General features: G+C 62.1%; 17 protein-coding genes and 1 pseudogene. 3 read left to right on the top strand and 15 right to left on the bottom strand.

The features are described 5' to 3' along the window. Positions 1-166 precede the first annotated feature (166 nt). The 9 genes from Q8K05_RS02140 to Q8K05_RS02100 all read right to left on the bottom strand — a co-directional run bounded on the left by Q8K05_RS02140 (position 167) and on the right by Q8K05_RS02100 (position 5818). A complete protein-coding gene (locus Q8K05_RS02140) occupies positions 167-1156 on the bottom strand; it encodes a sulfurtransferase (protein WP_305244896.1) in 990 nt (329 codons plus the stop codon). 27 nt (positions 1157-1183) lie between these two features. After that, positions 1184-1804: a hypothetical protein gene (locus Q8K05_RS02135; RefSeq protein ID WP_305244895.1), complete on the bottom strand. Its 621-nt coding sequence runs from the start codon at positions 1802-1804 to the stop codon at positions 1184-1186. Positions 1805-1829: 25 nt separating this feature from the next. Continuing rightward, entirely contained in the window at positions 1830-2078 is a 249-nt protein-coding gene (locus Q8K05_RS02130) for a hypothetical protein (RefSeq protein WP_305244894.1), read from the bottom strand. A 32-nt stretch (positions 2079-2110) separates the two neighbouring features. Continuing rightward, positions 2111-2728, bottom strand: a complete 618-nt coding sequence (locus Q8K05_RS02125; protein WP_305244893.1) for a DUF6691 family protein — start codon at positions 2726-2728, stop codon at positions 2111-2113. Position 2729: 1 nt separating this feature from the next. Beyond that, a complete protein-coding gene (locus Q8K05_RS02120) occupies positions 2730-3260 on the bottom strand; it encodes a YeeE/YedE thiosulfate transporter family protein (RefSeq protein ID WP_305244892.1) in 531 nt (176 codons plus the stop codon). Positions 3261-3345: 85 nt separating this feature from the next. After that, positions 3346-4050, bottom strand: coding sequence for a Crp/Fnr family transcriptional regulator (locus tag Q8K05_RS02115; protein ID WP_305244891.1), 705 nt, complete (start codon positions 4048-4050; stop codon positions 3346-3348). Beyond that, entirely contained in the window at positions 4047-4277 is a 231-nt protein-coding gene (locus Q8K05_RS02110; protein ID WP_305244890.1) for a hypothetical protein, read from the bottom strand. The genes Q8K05_RS02115 and Q8K05_RS02110 overlap by 4 nt, the downstream gene beginning before the upstream one ends. A 36-nt stretch (positions 4278-4313) precedes the next feature. Then, positions 4314-4703 carry a thioredoxin fold domain-containing protein gene (locus Q8K05_RS02105; protein ID WP_305244889.1) on the bottom strand — a complete coding sequence of 130 codons (390 nt, stop codon included), beginning with the start codon at positions 4701-4703 and terminating at the stop codon, positions 4314-4316. A gap of 95 nt (positions 4704-4798) precedes the next feature. After that, positions 4799-5818, bottom strand: a complete 1020-nt coding sequence (locus tag Q8K05_RS02100) for an MBL fold metallo-hydrolase (protein ID WP_305244888.1) — start codon at positions 5816-5818, stop codon at positions 4799-4801. A gap of 138 nt (positions 5819-5956) precedes the next feature. Between Q8K05_RS02100 and Q8K05_RS02095 the strand changes: the two genes are divergently transcribed. Beyond that, a complete protein-coding gene (locus Q8K05_RS02095; protein WP_305244887.1) occupies positions 5957-7057 on the top strand; it encodes a YeeE/YedE family protein in 1101 nt (366 codons plus the stop codon). A gap of 334 nt (positions 7058-7391) precedes the next feature. Here the strand turns inward: Q8K05_RS02095 and Q8K05_RS02090 are convergent, their stop codons facing one another. The 6 genes from Q8K05_RS02090 to Q8K05_RS02065 all read right to left on the bottom strand — a co-directional run bounded on the left by Q8K05_RS02090 (position 7392) and on the right by Q8K05_RS02065 (position 16105). Then, complete coding sequence (locus tag Q8K05_RS02090) at positions 7392-7802, bottom strand: DsrE family protein (protein WP_305244886.1); 411 nt, start codon at positions 7800-7802, stop codon at positions 7392-7394. Between the two features lie 92 nt (positions 7803-7894). Then, positions 7895-8239, bottom strand: a complete 345-nt coding sequence (locus tag Q8K05_RS02085; RefSeq protein WP_305244885.1) for a metalloregulator ArsR/SmtB family transcription factor — start codon at positions 8237-8239, stop codon at positions 7895-7897. A gap of 100 nt (positions 8240-8339) precedes the next feature. After that, complete coding sequence (locus Q8K05_RS02080; RefSeq protein ID WP_305244884.1) at positions 8340-8621, bottom strand: hypothetical protein; 282 nt, start codon at positions 8619-8621, stop codon at positions 8340-8342. An 81-nt stretch (positions 8622-8702) separates the two neighbouring features. Next, positions 8703-10079 (bottom strand): TIGR03862 family flavoprotein, encoded by a 1377-nt coding sequence (locus Q8K05_RS02075; protein ID WP_305244883.1) that lies wholly within the window; start codon positions 10077-10079, stop codon positions 8703-8705. A 234-nt stretch (positions 10080-10313) separates the two neighbouring features. Further along, entirely contained in the window at positions 10314-13598 is a 3285-nt protein-coding gene (locus Q8K05_RS02070) for an exodeoxyribonuclease V subunit beta (RefSeq protein ID WP_305244906.1), read from the bottom strand. Between the two features lie 14 nt (positions 13599-13612). Next, the gene (locus Q8K05_RS02065) at positions 13613-16105 is read right to left on the bottom strand and encodes a PD-(D/E)XK nuclease family protein (RefSeq protein WP_370868755.1); all 2493 of its coding nucleotides are present in this window, start codon (positions 16103-16105) and stop codon (positions 13613-13615) included. A 222-nt stretch (positions 16106-16327) separates the two neighbouring features. Between Q8K05_RS02065 and trxA the strand changes: the two genes are divergently transcribed. Further along, positions 16328-16660 carry a thioredoxin TrxA gene (gene trxA, locus Q8K05_RS02060; RefSeq protein WP_305244881.1) on the top strand — a complete coding sequence of 111 codons (333 nt, stop codon included), beginning with the start codon at positions 16328-16330 and terminating at the stop codon, positions 16658-16660. A 269-nt stretch (positions 16661-16929) separates the two neighbouring features. Beyond that, a pseudogene (rho, locus tag Q8K05_RS02055) lies at positions 16930-17934 on the top strand (transcription termination factor Rho); the annotation flags it as partial. Positions 17935-17979 lie beyond the last annotated feature (45 nt).

Below are 17979 nucleotides of genomic sequence, written 5' to 3'. Positions count from 1 at the left end.
TACTAATTATTGGGAGCACGCGCTATTCGAGTGCTCTCGCCAGAGGTCAGCGTTGTCATCCATCATTAACGGCGTGACAACGACGCTGGCCCCGGCTTCGTCAGACCCACGGAGATGAACCAACGACTCAGAAAAAGCCGAAATTCAAATCGCGGGCCTCAACGCCTTACTTCAGGGGTACAGCACCGACCAACGGGCGCTTTTCCAGTGTCCACTGATGCAGCGAGCCGTCATACAGCCGGGCAGACTTGTTGCCCAGAATTTCGGAGGCTACAAACCATGGCCCGGACGACAGGTGACCGCTGTTGCAATAGGTGATAACCGGTGCTGCGGCATCAATGCCCTGGGCTGACATCAGCGCCTTGTAGGTGTTGGGCGCCATGAACTTGACCGCCCCGCCCGAGGCGTTGAGCATCAGGTCAGACCCGTAGAGCTTGGCGCCTTCCAGATGACCGTAGGCATAGACATAGTCCCGTTTACCCAAGCCATTGAATTGCCTGGCATCACGCGAATCAATCAGCGAGGCGCTTTTATCCTTGATGGCTTTCGCAACGTCTTCCGAGCTTGCAAAATATTGCGCACTGCGATCGGCCTTGGCGACCCAGGTGCCTGCACGGGCCGTTACAGCGGCGGTGCTGTGCTCACGGTTCTCAATGAGCCAGGTGGCCATGCCGCCATCAAGCACGGCCATGTCGTCTTCACCGTAGACCTTGAACTGCCAATAGACGCGCAAGGCATCGTCCACGTCCGTGGCATCCACACCCACGGGTACAAACACGATGGGTTTACCGGCATCAATGCCAGCGGCCTGAATGGTTTTCTCGAAGGCGGCCTTTTCGGGAATCATGTACTTGACTTTGAGGTCACCATAGCTGCGCTCGGTTCGCATGGTTTTCATGTCGATCAGCCGGGCGTTCGGAATGTGCCCCCCCACCTCTGCCAGCACCTTTTTACCGGATTTGGCATCGGTTTCAAACTCCGGCTTTTCAGTAAAGGACTTCACGTTGGACCGCACTTCGACGACCTGCACCTTGTCCAGGTTATCGGCCAGCCACTGGGCATTGACCAGCGGGCCCGGAAGGACACCCGCATGCGCGGTCAGCAGTCCGAATGCGGTCACCGCGGCAGCCGTCACTTGTGCAAGCACTTGTCTCATCGTCTTCTCCTGGGTAGTTGGACTGCTTCAGCAGCCGAGTTGTTGAATTCGTTGGGTCAGCGAAATGCGGCATTCAGTCACCACGTCCAGCCGCCGGTCTTCGCACAGGGCTTCCCAGCCCTGGCGGGCGCTTCGCCGGGCCATCACCGCATCGCGGCGCCGCACCAGCCGCACCAGTTGCGGGGTGTACAGGTGCACCAGGGCCGTCAGCCAGCGCGCCACCGGGGCCATGCGGCCCCGGGTCTGGACAGCAAAGCGGGCCAGGGCCTGCTCCACCTCAATGGCCTGGCGCCAGGTTTCGCCCGTGACCCACCGGTTGGTGGTGAACAGGCGGATCGGCTGGCCCTGAGCATCCAGGGAAATGCCCGCCAAATGCGTGTAATCGTCTGGCTGGCTGCCTTGGGCAAACAGGTGAAAGTGACCGTGCTCGTTGCCTGGGCTACGGCGCGAGCCATGGGCGTGATAGTAAAACCGGGTGCCGTGGGCAATATCAATCACATCCTGGCGCGGGTAATGCGCCAGTTCAATGCAGCGCTCTGCGCCGGCCATGGCGGCACGCGCCAGGCTGCTGCCGGCTTGCGCGTACCGCAGCGGTATGCCCAACGCTTCATGCGCAGCGTGCAGCAGCGGCTCAGAAACGGCGGCCATCACGCGGGTGCGTCAAGCGTTCAGATTACTTCTTGGGTGCGCAGGGATTGCTTGGCGCGCAAGGATTGTCCGAGCTTTTTTTCTTCTTTTTCTTGGCTGGACCACAGGGATTGCTGGGGCCGCAAGGGTTGTCGACCTTTTTGCTGTCCTTGGCCGTGGTGGCCGGTGCATCGGCCGCCAGTACCGCAGGCGCTGGCGCCACCAGCGCGGTGGCCAGCATCAGGGCAGACAGGGTTTCGGCCAGTGTGCGGCGCGAAGGAGATTGCTTTTTCATCGGAGTACTTCCTGCAGTCATGGGTTGAAATATCAAACCTGGGTTTGGGAACCAGCACCTGCGACCGCTTGCTCGGATGTCACGGGGCCGGCAGAACGCCGTTCGAACCAGGAGCCAAAATAAAACACAGCAACCAGCGCCACCATCAGCAGGGCCAGCATGGCCACTTCAGGAATGCCATAGGCATCCGTGAAGGTATCCCCAGCTTGCACTTCACCCATTGCCATGATCGCCTCAATGGCCGGACCGTAAAGCCCTGCAAACACCACGGTCCCCAGCAGCAGCCCCACCAGGAAAACCAGCGCATCCAGACGGCCCGAGAACAGCCCGACCACCGAGGTGCCGGGGCAATAGCCACCAATCGCAAAGCCCGCGCCCACGAAGGCACCGCCCACTGCAGCGGCCATCAGAAGTGCCGCGGGCACAAACACGGCATCCGCCTGCATCAGGCCTGCAGCCCGCAAGCCGAATAAACCCAGCGCGGTGACCACAATGGCGGTGAACATCACCTTGAACACCGACCAGTCACGCAACTGGAACTGCGCGGTGAGCTTGCAGGGGCTACCGAAGCCGGCGTTCTCAAGAACGAAACCGAACAAAAAACCACACACCAAGCCCGAAATCATGCCAGCATCATTGAACGGAAACATCTCAGATCCCCTTGACCAGTCGGCTGACGATCAGGCCCGTTGCGAAGAACAGGCCCAGAAACACAAAAGCAGCCACCCCCAGGGTCGCCCCCCCCGAAAGACCCAAGCCGCTGGTGCAGCCTGCCGCCACACGAGCCCCAAATCCTGCCAGCAAGCCGCCGCCCAGGGCCGCAAGCAGGCGGCGCGGCGCACCGACGCTGCGAACACCATCAAGCTGAACCCGAAAGCGACCGCCCAAAAATGCAGCAACCAGCGCGCCGATGGCCACACCAAGCACCTGCCAACTGATCCATGACGCCAGGGGATTTCCGCCCTCCACCAAGGGACCCAGGTAGCTATTGGCTTGCGTTGCCGCAGGCGCCACAACCAGGCCCAGCCAGGCCGTCATGCGGGTGCTGGCACCTGTGGCGCCCAAGCCGTGCCCCGTGAGCACAAACGTCAACAACAAGACCAGCCCCAACGCAAGGCCCGCAGCCAGCGGAGGCCAGAAAGGCCTGACTTTACGAGCGGTAAATTCGGTAGAAATCAACATGCGAATCAGCCTCCATGGGTTATATACCCCTAGTAGTATATTGAGATGCCTATGTTGATGCAAGACATATGCGGTCAGGCCGTCTTCACGCCGCCAGCAGAGGGCTCAGGTTCAGAATGCGGTAAGCACGGCCTTGCTTGTCCAGCGGCTTGAGTGCGCCTTCCCGAACCAGCGCACTCACCTCGCGGCTGACCGTTTCCAGCTTCAGGTTCAACATCGACCCCATGTCTTCGCGTGCAAATAGCGTGACGACCTGACCGTCCGTCGCACTCCGCATTTTGAGCACGAAGTTGCAAACGCGCTGACGGGCCGAGCCGAAATTCAGATCGGCCAGCCAGTCGTCAGCGTCCTTGAGCGCATGGTGCCATTTCTCCATCAGACGCTGCTGCAAGCGCGGCGAGCTGGCCCCCAACGTATGGATGACCGACAAGGGAATCCGGCACACCGACGCATCGGTCAACGCCACTGCATCGGTGTTGTAGCGGGAGACGACCAGCGCTTCCATGCCGGCCACGTCGCCGGGCCGCAACACCCGGACGATCCGCTGGCGGCCGTCCGAGGTACTGCGCATGAGCTTGATCCTGCCAGCGCGCAAGGTAAAAATACCCATGGCCGACGCGCCTTCCTGGAACAGCGGGGTGCCAGCGCGTAACTCCAGGTCGTCGATAGGCGCATGAATCCGTGCAAAATCCGCTTCGTTGAGGTCGGCAAACAGAACCATGTCCCGAATGGAGCAGCTGCGGCAATCGGATGCGCCCTTCGAGGCGGATTCAGTTTTGCCGGGGATCATGGGTGGATCTTGCGCATGCGATACCAGCGCAGCACGCGCCAGACCAGCAACAGCAAAGGACTTGCGTGAAGCAGCAGGTCAAATACGTCCAGCGGTCGCTCCAGCGTACCCGCAAACAGCATCCGGAGTTTCTCCATCAAGTGCGGTTCGGGCCACACGGGCGCCACCGCCAGCCAGCCAGCGATCACGGCCAGCCAGAGCAAGGGAATTCGATTCAGTACGTTCATGGGATCTATTGCTTTGTCTTGGGACCACGGGGCCTCTCAGGCCTTGATTGCGGCGCGCGCCTGCTGAAGTCGTTGCGCCAGGTAGGCGCCATAAAAATCTTCGATGTAGCCGCCTTCAAGGCGCTCTGCAACCTCTTTCCCGCCGGGGCCAAAGAAAAGAACCGTGGGGGCCACCTTGACGTTCCAGGTCCGCGCCAGCTGGTCATGCGTCACTGACGCACGTTTGAAATCACGCACGGGTGCGGCGCTACGCATATTGATCTGAACCACGGGAACACCGTCCTGCTGACGCAAGGGTCCAAGGTAACCGTTCCGCGCCACCCGGCAGAAAGGACAACCATCCAGGCTGACCATCACCACCAGGGGCTGACCGATTTTGAGGGCTTGCGCCAGTTCATCCGCCAAGGAGTCCGGGGCCGGCAGCACGGCGCCTGCTGCCCAGGCAGGCTGTGCAGCGCATGCGGCAAGGCAAGCAGAGGCCAGCAACAACTCTCGGCGCCCTAGTCCGTTCAGTGTCCGCATCAAGGTGCCTCCCTTTCCATCAGCAAATAGGTGTTATAGGCATTCATGCGGTTGGCCACGCGAAACAACGGAAGGTGCTCGAACTGGGTCCAGTCGGCGGCCCGGTAGGCATCCTCAAAAGGCTCCATGTTCTTTGCAGCCTGGCCCATGGTGGTGCGCAGGTAAATCAGGTAGTTGCGCGTCAGCTCCATGTCTTTGCGCGCCTCGGCCGACAGCGGCCCATGGCCCGGTACGACCACCGACGCCTCAAAGGCAAGCAGGGTTTCCATCGCCTTGATCCAGTGGCCGCTGTCGGCCTGGCCGACAAAGGGAATGCGGCTGCGAAAGACCAGGTCGCCCGCGAACAGCACCTTTTCGTGCGGCATATAAATCACCAAGTCCTCCGGCGTGTGCGACGGACCGACGGGCTGCAGCATGAAACGCACGCCGCCAATGGTGAGTTCCTTGGGACCGTCGATCCACTCGTCGGCAGGCACCAATCGCGTCTTGTCATCGATCCACGGAGCCAGATCCTGACGCGACGCATCAAGCCTCAGGCGCGCAATATCAGAATTCAGGTATTCAAGGGCAGCCCGGTGCGCCACGATGCGTGCGCCCTGCGCCTTGAAGGCCTGCAGGCCATAGATATGGTCTGCGTGGTAGTGGGTGACGATCACATGCGTAATGGGAAGCGGCGTGACCTTGCGAATTTCAGCCATCAGGCGCTCGGCCAGAGCGGGCGAGCCCAGCGCATCAATCACCACCACGCCGGTCGCTGTCACCACAAAGGCCGCGTTCGAAATGAAGTTCTGGTTGGCACCAGACCCTAGCGCCGAAAGTCCCTCAACGTACCACGCCGAGGGCGATACCCGCTGCGCCACCATGTCCGGGGCCGGCGCCCCGGCAATCGGGCCAGCCTTGGTATCCGACGGCGCAGGGGACTGTGCGAGCACCGGCACCGTGATCCACGTGGCCGCCAGCCCGGCAAGTGCGTAACATCGCGCACGCCGAAGAAATGGCAGCGTCAAAAAGAAATTCATCATGTCTCCTTGGGTAATCAAGAATGTTATTTTTTCAAAATGCTTTGGGGTACTGTAAAACTTGACGGCGATCAATATCCGAACGGCAAGTGGAGCCTACCATTAATATAAGCTCTTACTGAATTATTGGGGAATGCTGTGAATCTGGCAACTATTCTGGAACGCTATGGCGATGGTGCGGTGTTGGCCGTGGGCGGTGCGGTCATAGGCGCGCTATTTGGCTTTTTTGCCCAACGCTCGCGCTTTTGCCTGCGTGCGGCAGTCATCGAGTTTTGGCACCGTACCTTCGGCGAAAAGCTGTCGGTCTGGCTGCTCGCATTTGCAACTGCCGTGGTAACGGTACAGGTGCTTTTGCTCACGCAGAGCCTGGACATCAGCACGGCCCGTCAAATCGCCATCCGCGGAAGCCTGTCCGGCGCATTGATAGGTGGACTGCTGTTCGGCGCCGGCATGATCATGACGCGTGGCTGCGCCAGTCGCCTGCTGGTGCTGTCGGCCAACGGCAACCTGCGCGCACTGCTGGCGGGCTTGATCTTTGCCGTCACGGCGCAGGCATCGCTGTCGGGCGTATTGGCCCCTTTGCGCGCCACCATCAGCAGTTGGTGGACGGTGGACGGCGGGCCATCCCGAGACCTGCTGGCCATCACCGGCGTGGGCCCCTGGGGCGGTCTGACAGCGGGTTTGATCTGGTTGGGTGCGGCCTTCTATTTTTCCTGGCGCAGCCCGAAGCGCAATGTGTGGATGTGGGTGGGTGGCATCGGTACCGGTCTGGCGGTAGCGGCCGCCTGGTGGTTCAGTTATGTGGTGTCGAGCCACTCGTTTCAGGACGTCCAGGTACAGGGCCTGACCTTCAGCGGTCCGTCGGCGGAGTGGTTGATGCGCGTGCTGTCTTCGCCTGCGCCAGCCATCGGTTTCAACTTCGGCTTGCTGCCTGGCGTTTTCGCAGGGTCATTCATCGGGGCCTGGCTGGGACGTGACCTCAAGCTGGAAGGGTTCAAGGATGGCTACAGCATGACCCGTTATATTGCGGGTGCCATCCTGATGGGCTTTGGCTCGATGCTGGCAGGGGGCTGCGCTGTTGGCGCGGGCATGACGGGCGGCGCCATCTTTGCGCTGACCGCCTGGATGAGCCTGCTGGGGATGTGGGGTGGCGCCGGCCTGATGGACCGGTTGCTGGACAACCGGCCGGCCCGCGAACCCGCCAGCGCCAGCCTTCAGCCCGTGGCCCGGGCGACCTGACGCCGCAGAGGTATTCGGCCACCGCCGCCATCTCCAGGGCTGTCATCTTGCTGGCGATGGAATGCATGACCGCGTTGTCGTTGGTGCGTTCACGCTGGTTAAACTGGTTGAACTGCTTGAACTGGCCCGCGGTGTAGTTTGCGAACTAGCCGGCCAGGCGCGGCCTCGCCATGGCAGCAGGCGCACGTGCGGCAAGGCTGCGCACCTGCAGGGGGCCCAGGGCCTGGGCTTGCGCCCCGCCTGAAAAACCAACCAGCGCACCGGCCAGCTATAAAGGGCGCCACTTCATGGCGTCATCTTCTTTTATTTTTTTTTCAGAAAAGCACACCGCACATCAAGGACGCAAATACACAAAGCCTTCCTTGGCCTGCAGCCTGGCAACTTCAGCCACGCCGGACGGGACAATCTGCGCCTCCATGGCCACCTGTTCTTTGGGTATCTTGCGCGCAACCAGCGTGTTGTTGCACACCAGGAATTTGACCCCGCGGCCGGACAGTTCACCAATGGCACCCACAAACGACTGGCCCATCTGGTTGGTTGCGCCGTCAAGCAGGAAGTCGATGCCGGCACCGTGCGTCACGACCACAATCTTGGCGGCCGGGTCAGCTGCCAAGTGATTGCGAATATTGTCCATGGCCCGCGAGGCCTGCGGAATTCCCTCGTTGAGGTGGTAGACCACCTTGACCTGCCCCCACGCCAATGAAGCAGCCAGCAAACCGGCGAATAAAAAAATAAAACGCTTCATGAGCAACTCCTTATGTTGAATTGCTGAATGCTACGGCCGCCGTCGCGCTGTCGTTACGGTAGTAACCCGGAGCAAACCGGGTCAGCACGGATTTAGCTGTCTGTGAACTCACCCTCAATCGCGATCTGCGTGCAGACGGCGCGGCACAGGCTGGCCACGCGTTCGTCAATGATGCGGTAGTGAATTTGCACCCCTTCGCGGCGCTTTCCCAAAACGCCCGCCTGGTACAGCGTGTTCAGATGCTGCGACATATTGGGCTGGGTGGTTTTGATTTCGCCGAGCAGCTCACTCACGTTTTTTTCGCGATTGCACAGGCTGCTGATAATCTTCAGACGCATGGGTGCCGACATGACACGAAAGACTTCGGCCGCCAGCTCAAAGACCTGATCGGGCTCGACTATCGCATCCGCAGTCTTCTGATTTGCGCGCTTGACCATTTGTAAATTCTCCGTATCGGCAATATGTCGAGTCTATATAGATAGTTTCGAATATACGCTGCTTGTAAGAAGAAATCGACCCTCCAGCACCAGTCCGAGCCTACTGACAAACTTCTTCAATGGCCATCGTCGTCTGCAGCGCATGATCGGCAATCTGCGCAGACATCAACGCCAGCGACGCCAGGGCATAGGTGCCACTGATCACGTCCTTGTAGGCCACTTCGGCGGCTACCGCATCGCTGCCCAAACCCTCGGTGGCTGCCACGATGCATTCCTCCAGGCTGCCCAGGCCGACGTCGCCGTAAAGCGCTTCGCCTTCGTAGCTGACACGGTATTCATACAGACCCTGTTCAATCGGGTCAATGTGAAAACGCACGATCATGGCAGGCTCCTTGTATTAACTGCTGCAGGAAAGATTTAATTACTACTAATTTCATAGCTGTTTTCGCCCGTGCTTATTGGGCTATAGGCCGAAATGACTCATAACACCGTGCCCGGCAGCACGGCCGCTGGCCAGGCACGCGGTGAGCAGGTAGCCGCCTGTGGGCGCTTCCCAGTCGAGCATTTCACCCGCACAAAATACGGGCTGCCCGGCAGCCTCCGGCATTTTGAGGCGCAGCTGCGCATCCATCGCCTCAAACATCACGCCGCCCGCGCTGCTGATGGCTTCATCGATCGGCCGGGCGGCCAGCACGCGCACCGGCAAGGCCTTGATGCCTGCGGCCAGTTGGACCGGATCGGCAATGGCGTCTTTGCCCAGCAACTCGTACAGCATGGCGGCCTTGATGCCGTCAAGGTTCAGGCGGCTTTTGAGGTGGCTCGACAGCGAACGCGAGCCGCGCGGGTGGCGCACCTCCACCAATACCTGCTCGGGCGACTTGTCGGGCAGCAAATCGAGCAAAAAGGTGGCGCTGCCATGGGCCGCAATCTCATCGCGCAGCAAGGGCGAAACGGCGTAGATCAGGCTGCCTTCGACGCCCGTGGCCGTGGCCACAAACTCCCCTTTGCGGCTGAAGCTGCGCCCCTGCGAATCGGTGAAATGGATGGCGACCGACTTGAAGGGCTGGCCCGAGAAGCGGCTGGCAAAGTGCGTGGTCCAGCCCACTTGCGGCACCGGACTTTTGCCGATCAGCTCCATTAAAAACTCGCGGCGTGTCTCGCCAGGGTCGGCCACGGCGGCCGCCACCTGGGCAGGACTGTCAGGCCGCGCGGCCACGTCAAAACCGCAGTTGGATGGCTGCAGCGGCGCCACCGCCACGCCGCGCCCGGCCAGCAGCGGCACCCAGGCGCCATCCGACCCCAAACGCGCCCAGCTGCCGCCCCCCAGCGCCAGCACCACGGCGTCAGCCTCTACCTGCACGTGCCCGGCGGGCGTCGAAAATTTCAGCGACCCATCCTCGGCCCAACCCAGCCAGCGATGCCGCATGAAAAACTTCACGCCCGAATTGCGCAAGCGGTGCAGCCAGGCGCGAAGCAGCGGCGCGGCTTTCATGTCCTTGGGAAACACCAGGCCCGAGCTGCCGACAAAGGTTTCCACGCCCAGGGATTCGGCCCAGGCCCGCAGTTCGGTCGGGCCAAAAGCGCTGATCAGCGGCTGCAGCTGGGCGCTGTGCGGACCGTAACGCCTCAAAAAAACCTCTGGCGGCTCGGAATGGGTCAGGTTCAGCCCACCCTTGCCGGCCAGCAAGAACTTGCGGCCCACCGAAGGCATGGCGTCGTAGACCTGCACCGCCACGGCGGGACCCGCGCTGGCCAGCACTTCAGCGGCCATCAGGCCGGCCGGGCCACCGCCTATGACGGCGACGCGTAGGGGTTTAACAAGGGAAATTGGATTGTTCAAGGAGGTATCCGTCGGCACAAAGTGTGCAATGTAAGGTCGAAATAAGCGCTCAAGCCCTAACCTGAACGTCAGTCCAGGCCGTAAATACTCATTATTTGATAGCTACTTACGCCCGTGAGTATTGGACTGCAGTGCAAAAGTCTTTAAATCTTCAGCCTAATGGGCGCCAAAGCCCATTTGAAGGAATCTCCGATTATTGCAGTCGCAGTATGGGCGGCGCCCACCCGGCCAGGCTCAGCAAACTTCCACCACCGTGCCCTGCCCTGTCAGAAAAGCGGCGTTGACCGGTGCGCCGGGGTAAATCAGCTGCACGGCGGCCCGGTAGGCCTGCAGTTGCGCCACCAGCGCGGGCTGCCGTTCGGGTTCAGGCGCTGATTTGTAGTCAAGCACCCACCACTGCCCCTCAAAGCCAGCATCTTTGCGCTGCACCAGGCGGTCCAGTCGCAACGGCTGGCCCTGATAAACCAGATCCACCTCGTTGCCCTGCCAGGCCACTGCGTCCGGACGCCAGGCCCACGCGCCCTCCCCGGTCAGAATGCGCTGCGCCAGGGCGGCTGCCTGCGCGGCTTGCGCCGGGCTGAGGCGAAACTCGCGCGCCACCGCCGTCACCTGCGGCGAAGAAACCGCGCCGCCCCACTCCAGCAGGCGGTGCATGGCTTTGCCGATGCGGGCGCTGGCGGCGTCTTCGTCTTCACGCGCTTCGGCCAGCGCAGCAAGTGCGGGCGTTTTGGGAAGACAGGGAAGCACTTGCAACTGAAAAATATCGCTTTGCAGCGGGGTTGAGGGTGATGCCAAGGAGGCGCGGCCCGGACTTGATGCAAGCGGCGGCACCAGTCCCTGCAAGCGCTGCCACCAGCTGTCGGTGGTGGCCCGGTGCGGCTCAATCGACGAAATCACCAGCGTGCCTCTAGCGCGTGTCATGGCCACATACAGCGCATTGAGCTCTTCGCGCTTGCGGGCGGCTTGCTCGCTGGCCAGCGCGGCCTCGGCGCAGGCCGGGGGCCGCGTTTCGCTGACCAGGAAGACAAATTTACGAGGTTCGGCGGCCTCGCCGGGCCAGTCGATCAGCACGCTCATGCTGTCGGCGTTGCGCTCCACGGTGTCGGTGTCCAGCAGCAGCACGGCCTCGGCTTCGAGGCCTTTGGCGCCGTGAATGGTCAGCAGGCGAACCGCCTCGCCATTGACGGCGACCGGCGCCAGCGTGCCGCCAGCCTTGAGCGCGCGGACAAAGCCGTAGGGCGTGGCGTAGCGCCCGCCATCCAGCGCCAGCGCTACCCCGAGCAGCGCGCGCAAATTGGCCAGCACCGTGCTGCGCCGGGCCGCGGGTGCGGCGGCCGCAAAGCGGGCCAGCACATCGCCGTCGGCATAAATGCTTTGCAGCGCGTCATGCGGCGGCAGCCCGTCGAGCCAGCCCTTCCACCGGGTCAAAATAGCCGCCAGCCCTTGCATTTCGGGCGCAAGCAGCTCTGTTTTTTGTAGCAATTCAAACCATGGCGCCTTGAACTCGCGTTGCAGCAAGGCCAGTTGCACCAGACTGGCATTGGCGAGGCCAAACAACGGCGAACGCAGGGCTCTCGCCAGCGACAAGTCGTGCTGCGGCGACACCAGCACATCCAGCAGCGCCACCAGGTCCAGCACTTCGCAGCAGTCGATCAGGTCAGTTTTTTCGCCAATTTGCGCCGCAATGTGTAGCGCCCGCAATTCTTCCTGCAGCGGCAGCAAGCCGGCGCGCTTGCGCGACAGCACCATCACGTCTTGCGGCTTGAGGCCGCTGGCGATCTGCGCAGCAATCCACGCGGCGGCCTGGCGCGCTTCCCGTGTGCGCAGGGTTTCCTCAGGCAGCTCGCGCGGCGTGGTCAAACTGTCCCGCCAGCCGCTCGCCAGCACGGCGTCATCCACGTCAGAGTTCTGCTCGCGTGCAATGGGTGGCAAGCGGGCCGTGGTGCCAGCTTTGCCGGAGTCGGTGGTGTGGTCCCGAAAGCCGTCATAGCCGTCTGCCGCGCGCGCCTGGCCCATGGCGGCGTTGACGGTGGCAATCACGGCCAGGGCGTTGCGGCGGGTGTGGTCGCAGCTCAGCAAATCGCCGCCCAGACCGTTCACCACAAAGGCTTGGGCGGCGCGAAATACCTGCGGCTCGGCGCGCCGAAACCGGTAAATGCTTTGCTTGGGGTCGCCCACCAGAAACACGCTGGGCGCCGCCCCGGCCCCTGAATAACCCGTGAGCCACGATGAAAGCGCCTGCCACTGCAGCGGGTTGGTGTCCTGAAACTCGTCAATCATCAAATGCTTGATGCGCGCATCCAGCCGCTCCTGCACCCAACCCGACAGCACCGTGTCGCTGAGCATGACCAGCGCGGCCCGCTCGACATCGTTCATGTCAACCCAGCCGCGCTCGCGCTTGAGCTGGGTGAACTGGGCAATCAGCGCACGGCTCAGGCGCGCCATGCGTTGCTGGTAACCCCACGCTTCATGCTGCTGGCGGGCTGCCGCCACGCGCAGCACCAGTTCTTGAGCTTGCCGCACGCACGCAATACCGACGATTTTTTCGCCAAATTTGCGCGGCGTGCCTTTTTCAGTCAGCAACGCAGCGAACACGGCGGGCAGGTTTTGCGCCGTCAGGGCCTGCTCCAGTTCCATACCTTTGGCAGAGAAAGTGGGCGCGCTGGCGCGGCCCAAGGCCTTGGCAGCGTCCAACAGCAACTGGTGGTTGGAAGGGATGGCACTCAAGCAATCCTCGGGCGCGTTCATCCCAAAAAACTCGGGAAACTGCTCGCCAAACGGCTGCACCGAGGCATCGACCACGCCTTTTTCATCGGCCAGCGCGAATTCGGTTCGCTTGTCCAGCGCGGTTTGCAGGGCCTTGTCGGTTTGAAATCGGCCGTGCAGCAGCACCACCGCTTCAAAGTCGGTTTTAAGCGAGGCATTGGCGACCACTACCGCGTAAAAGCGCCGCCAGACCAGCGCCCGGGCCGACGCGTCGTCTTCCAGCAGCTCATAATTGACGGGCAGTCCCAACCGCTGCAACACCGCCACCGGCGCGCTACGCAGCAAGGCGGCAAACCAGCTGTGAAAGGTGCGTATCTGCACCGAACGCCCGCTGAGCAACATGGAGCGGTATAAATTTGATAGCTGCTTGCGCACAGCCTGATTGGGCTGCAGGCCTTTTTGGCTTGAATTTTCAGTCACACCGCGCATCTGCAGCTCGCGCAGCAGCGTTGCATCATCGGCGTGCGCAAAGGCTTTAAGCCATTCGTCCAGGCGTTCGCGCATTTCACCGGCGGCTTTTTTGGTGAAGGTGATGGCCAGGATTTCATGGGGGCGAACCTGCGTGTCCGGGTGGCTGCCCGCGCCGTCGAGCAGGGCGCGCACGATGCGCGACACCAGCATCCAGGTTTTTCCCGCACCGGCACAGGCTTCCACCGCCACGCTGCGGCGCGGGTCGCAGGCGATGGCGTAAAACGCGTCGGCCGAAACCGGTTCGCCGTTGCATTCGTAGGCGGCGGTCTGCGGAATTCGCATGTTTTTTAACTCGTTCACACAGCAGTCCAGAAGTCTTTGCGGCACAAGCCGCGGGCCGCGCAATAGTCGCAGGCCTTGCCTTCGCCCAGGGCCGGCAACGCCGCGCCCTCGCTGATGCGCGTCATATCGCTCAGGATGCTGTCGATCAACGCATCGCGCAGCGCCACGATGTCGGGCTGCTCGTAGGTTCGGGTCGGCTCTTTTTCGCCCAGGTTGACATAGGCGGCTGCCAGCGTGTCGTCGGGCATCAGGGCGGCGTAAAACGCCAGTTGCGTGTCTTCCTGCCCGCCCTTGATGCGCTCTGCCGTGGTGCTGCGCGGCTCGGTTTTGTAGTCGATCAGCAGCGTCTGGCCGTTGGCATCGCGGTCAATACGGTCGAGCTTGCCCACCAGCGTGAGCGCGCCCAGGGATATCTCGCGCCAGGTTTCCGCCGCGTCAAAAATGGCACCGGTGGCCTCATGCCCGGCCAGCCACGCCAGGTAGCCGTCGCGCACGCCGGGCCAGGCCGCGGCAAACGGCAAAAACTCGCTGTCGCTCAGGCCCAGCGCCTGCGTGGCCTGCCCGGCCGCCAGGTTAATCATGGCTACGCGCGCAGTCATTTCGGGCGCCGGCGTCTCTTTTAAGGCGTCATGAAAGTAACCCAGCAAGCTGTGCAGCCAATTGCCGAAATCGCGCTTGCCCAGTTCGCTTTCCAGTTCGTCGGGCTCTTGCAGCTTGAGCTGGCGCAGCGCAAAAAAGCGGTAGGGGCAGCGCCGCAGGTCTTCATAAGCGCTGGCGGACAGCTTGGCCAGGGGCAATGCCTCGCCGCTGGGCTGCGGCTGCGGCGTAGGTTGGGCCGCCACGGCGCGCGTCTGGCGCGCGTCTGGCGCCAGGGGCAGCGCGTGGTCCAGCAGCAGTTCCTGCACAAAACCGCTGGGCATCAGGTGCTCGCCGGACTCGCTGGTGCGCCACAGCAAGTCCAGCTTGGGCGCCTGCAGCGCGTAGCCCCAAGCCTGGCGCGCCGCGCCGGCGAGCGCGTCCCGCGAAGGCAGGCCGAGCAAGGCGCGCTGGCTGGGCGTCCACTGGCCCGGCGGCTCCGGGGACACCGGCAGGCGGATTTCGTCGCAGCCGGGAAACACCACCGCCTGCATGGGCCGGCCCAGCAATTGCTGCAGCGGCAAAATCACCACCTGTTCGGCGGGCGGGTGTGCAGGCGAGAAATTTTCGGCTTCCAGCGTCTGGTTGATCCAGCTGGTGAACTCGCGCAGCGTCATGCCGGGCGCGGTTTCAAACTCGACCTCGGCCCCATCATGCAGACGCAGCACGTCCAGCACCGTCTGGCCTGCCTCGTCCAGCGCCAGCGCTTGCCACTGCCCGGCAGCGCGCAAAGCAGCACGTAAATCAAGCAACCACTCGCTCAGGGGACGGGCGCGGACAAAGCCTGCGCGCAGGGCGCTCACAGACTCCATCAGGGCCTGGCTGCCGGCAAACGGGGACAGCGGGGAAATCGGCGCAGCGGGCAGTTCGCGCCAGGCGCGCACGCCGGCTTTGCGTAACGCGGCCTCCAGGGTCGTCACCGCATTGACTGTGAACGCGGGCACGTTTTTCAGCCAGTCGATTACGGCGTCGCTGGAGGCGTCCCAGGGCATGGCGCGCAGCAAACCCATCAGGCCGGCGGCGGCGCGGGTGGTCGACAGCGTCCAGCCGGTTTCATCGCGCATGGCAATGCCTTGCCGTTCCAGCATGGCGCTGACGCGGCGCGTTAAAAACCGGTCCTGCGCAATCAGCGCGACGGGACTGTGCCCTTGCGCCAAATGCGCCAGCACGCACGCAGCGGCCCGCTCCGCCTCGTCTTCGGCATCCTTCGCGGCGTGCAGCGAAGCAGGTGCGGCCGGGGGCAGCACTTGAAGCGGCGGTGTGTAAAAGGACAGGGAAATAGCCCGCCCGCAAAAATGCAGCTTGAGCGCCTCCGCCAGCGGCTCGGCCTGAAAGCCTTCCAGCACGGCAAACAGCGCTGGCTGAACTTGAAACAACCGGTCAGACGCATAAGAAGAAGCCGCAGCCCAGGCCAGCGCAATGCGCCCCACCGCGGCCTCGAGCGCCAGCACCGGCGAATCCAGACCTACGCCCAGCGCCTCTGCCAGGCGCTCGCTCCACGCCTGGCGCTCGGCGGGCAACACCGCCGCAGCGACCCGGCCCAGACTCCACGCCGCATCGACCAGGCGCCCTGCCAGGGCGTCCTGCTGACTCGCCAGGCCGGACCGCCCCAGCAAGGAAGCCGCCGTCAGCATGTCCACCGCCACATCCATGCGCAAATCGTCGCCCGAAGGCGTGTACAAGCCCAGCGTGCCGCCCAGGCTGCTGGCCCAGTTCATGGTGGTTTCAAAACGCGGCACGAAAAATGTGTCGCCGGCTTGCGCGGCCCAGGCCTGACGCGCCTGCTGGATCAATTGGGCATAGGGCAGCAGCACCACGGCTTCGGCGGGGTGAACGCCTCGCACCTGCAGCGCATGGGCCAGCTGGGCCATAGCCTGTTGCCAACAAAGGCCGGATAGGGTTGAGGACGCTTCGGGTGTAGAGGCAGGCGGCATGAAGGGGAAAAGGTTTTACAGCGGGGAATATGCCCGGACACACGAGGCAGCAGTCTGGCTCGAGGCGCGATAGCCGTCGCGCGGCAGATAGAGTAGCGTGCTTTCTGCCACAATCGTGAAAACTTTAGCCGTATTCGTAACTAGTCCAAAGGAGCCATCATGGCGAGCGAACTGATCAAACACACCACCGATGCTACTTTTGAAGCCGATGTACTGCAATCGACCAAACCGGTTCTGGTGGATTACTGGGCGGAGTGGTGCGGCCCCTGCAAAATGATTGCCCCTATCCTGGACGAAGTAGCCACCAGCTACGATGGCAAGTTGCAGATTGCAAAAATGAATGTCGACGAGAACCGTGACATTCCTGCCAAATTCGGCATCCGCGGCATTCCTACCCTGATGCTGTTCAAGGACGGCCAGCTGGCTGCGACCAAAGTGGGCGCCATGAGCAAATCACAATTGACCGCGTTTATCGACCAGCAACTGGCCTGAACGTTCTTGTGCTGAAAGGAAGCACGGCCTGGCCGCTTCCCATTCAGCACACGCCGGCGCCTCCTTGAGACCGAAACCCGAAGCACTTGCCGGGCGGTGATCACAGGACGCCCTGAATTTCTGTTTTTATTTCCTGTCATAATTAACTTTACTCGCCAGCCGGTTGTCATCGGCCGGTTCGAGTTTCCGGTTTTTAAGCCATTGTTCTCTGCGGCTTCTTTTCAAACCTCCCCCCGTCTTTTCAAATGAACTCCGCAAGGAGCAATTCCATGCACTTAAACGAACTCAAGGCACTGCATGTGTCTGAAGTCCTCAAGCAGGCCGAAGCCCTTGAGATCGAAAATGTCGGCCGCATGCGCAAGCAGGAATTGATGTTTGCCATCATCAAAAAGCGTGCAAAAACCGGCGAAACCATTGTGGCTGACGGCGTGCTGGAAGTGCTGCCCGACGGCTTCGGTTTTCTGCGTGCGCCGGACTCAAGCTACACCGCCAGCACCGACGACATCTATATCAGCCCCAGCCAGATTCGCCGCTTCAACCTGCACACCGGCGACATGATTGAAGGTGAAGTGCGCACGCCCAAAGATGGCGAGCGCTACTTTGCGCTGAACAAGCTCGACAAGATCAACGACGGCCCGCCTGAAGACAACAAGCACAAGGTCATGTTTGAAAACTTGACGCCGCTGTTCCCCCGCGAGCAGTTCAAGCTTGAGCGCGACATCAAGGCCGAAGAAAACCTGACCAGCCGGATCATCGACATCATTGCGCCCATCGGCAAGGGCCAGCGCGCCCTCTTGGTGGCGCCACCCAAGTCCGGCAAGACCGTGATGATGCAAAACATCGCCCACGCCATCGTCGCCAACTATCCCGAAGTGGTCATGATGGTGCTGCTGGTCGATGAGCGCCCGGAAGAAGTGACCGAAATGCAGCGCAGCGTGCGTGCCGAGGTGATTTCATCCACGTTTGACGAACCCGCCGCACGTCACGTGCATGTGGCCGAAATGGTGATCGAACGCGCCAAGCGCCTGGTCGAACTCGGCAAGGACGTGGTCATCTTGCTGGACTCCATCACCCGGCTGGCGCGCGCCTACAACAACGTGCTGCCCTCGTCGGGCAAGGTGCTGAGCGGCGGCGTTGACGCCAATGCACTGCAACGCCCCAAGCGCTTTTTTGGCGCGGCCCGCAAGATCGAAGAAGGCGGCAGCCTGACCATCATCGGCACCGCATTGATTGATACCGGCAGCCGCATGGACGAAGTGATCTTTGAAGAATTCTAGGGCACCGGCAACTGCGAAATCCACCTGGACCGCCGCCTGTAT

The organism is Polaromonas sp. (assembly GCF_030682935.1).
Taxonomy (GTDB): Bacteria; Pseudomonadota; Gammaproteobacteria; order Burkholderiales; family Burkholderiaceae_C; genus Polaromonas.
This window is presented reverse-complemented; position numbering and strand designations above follow the sequence as displayed.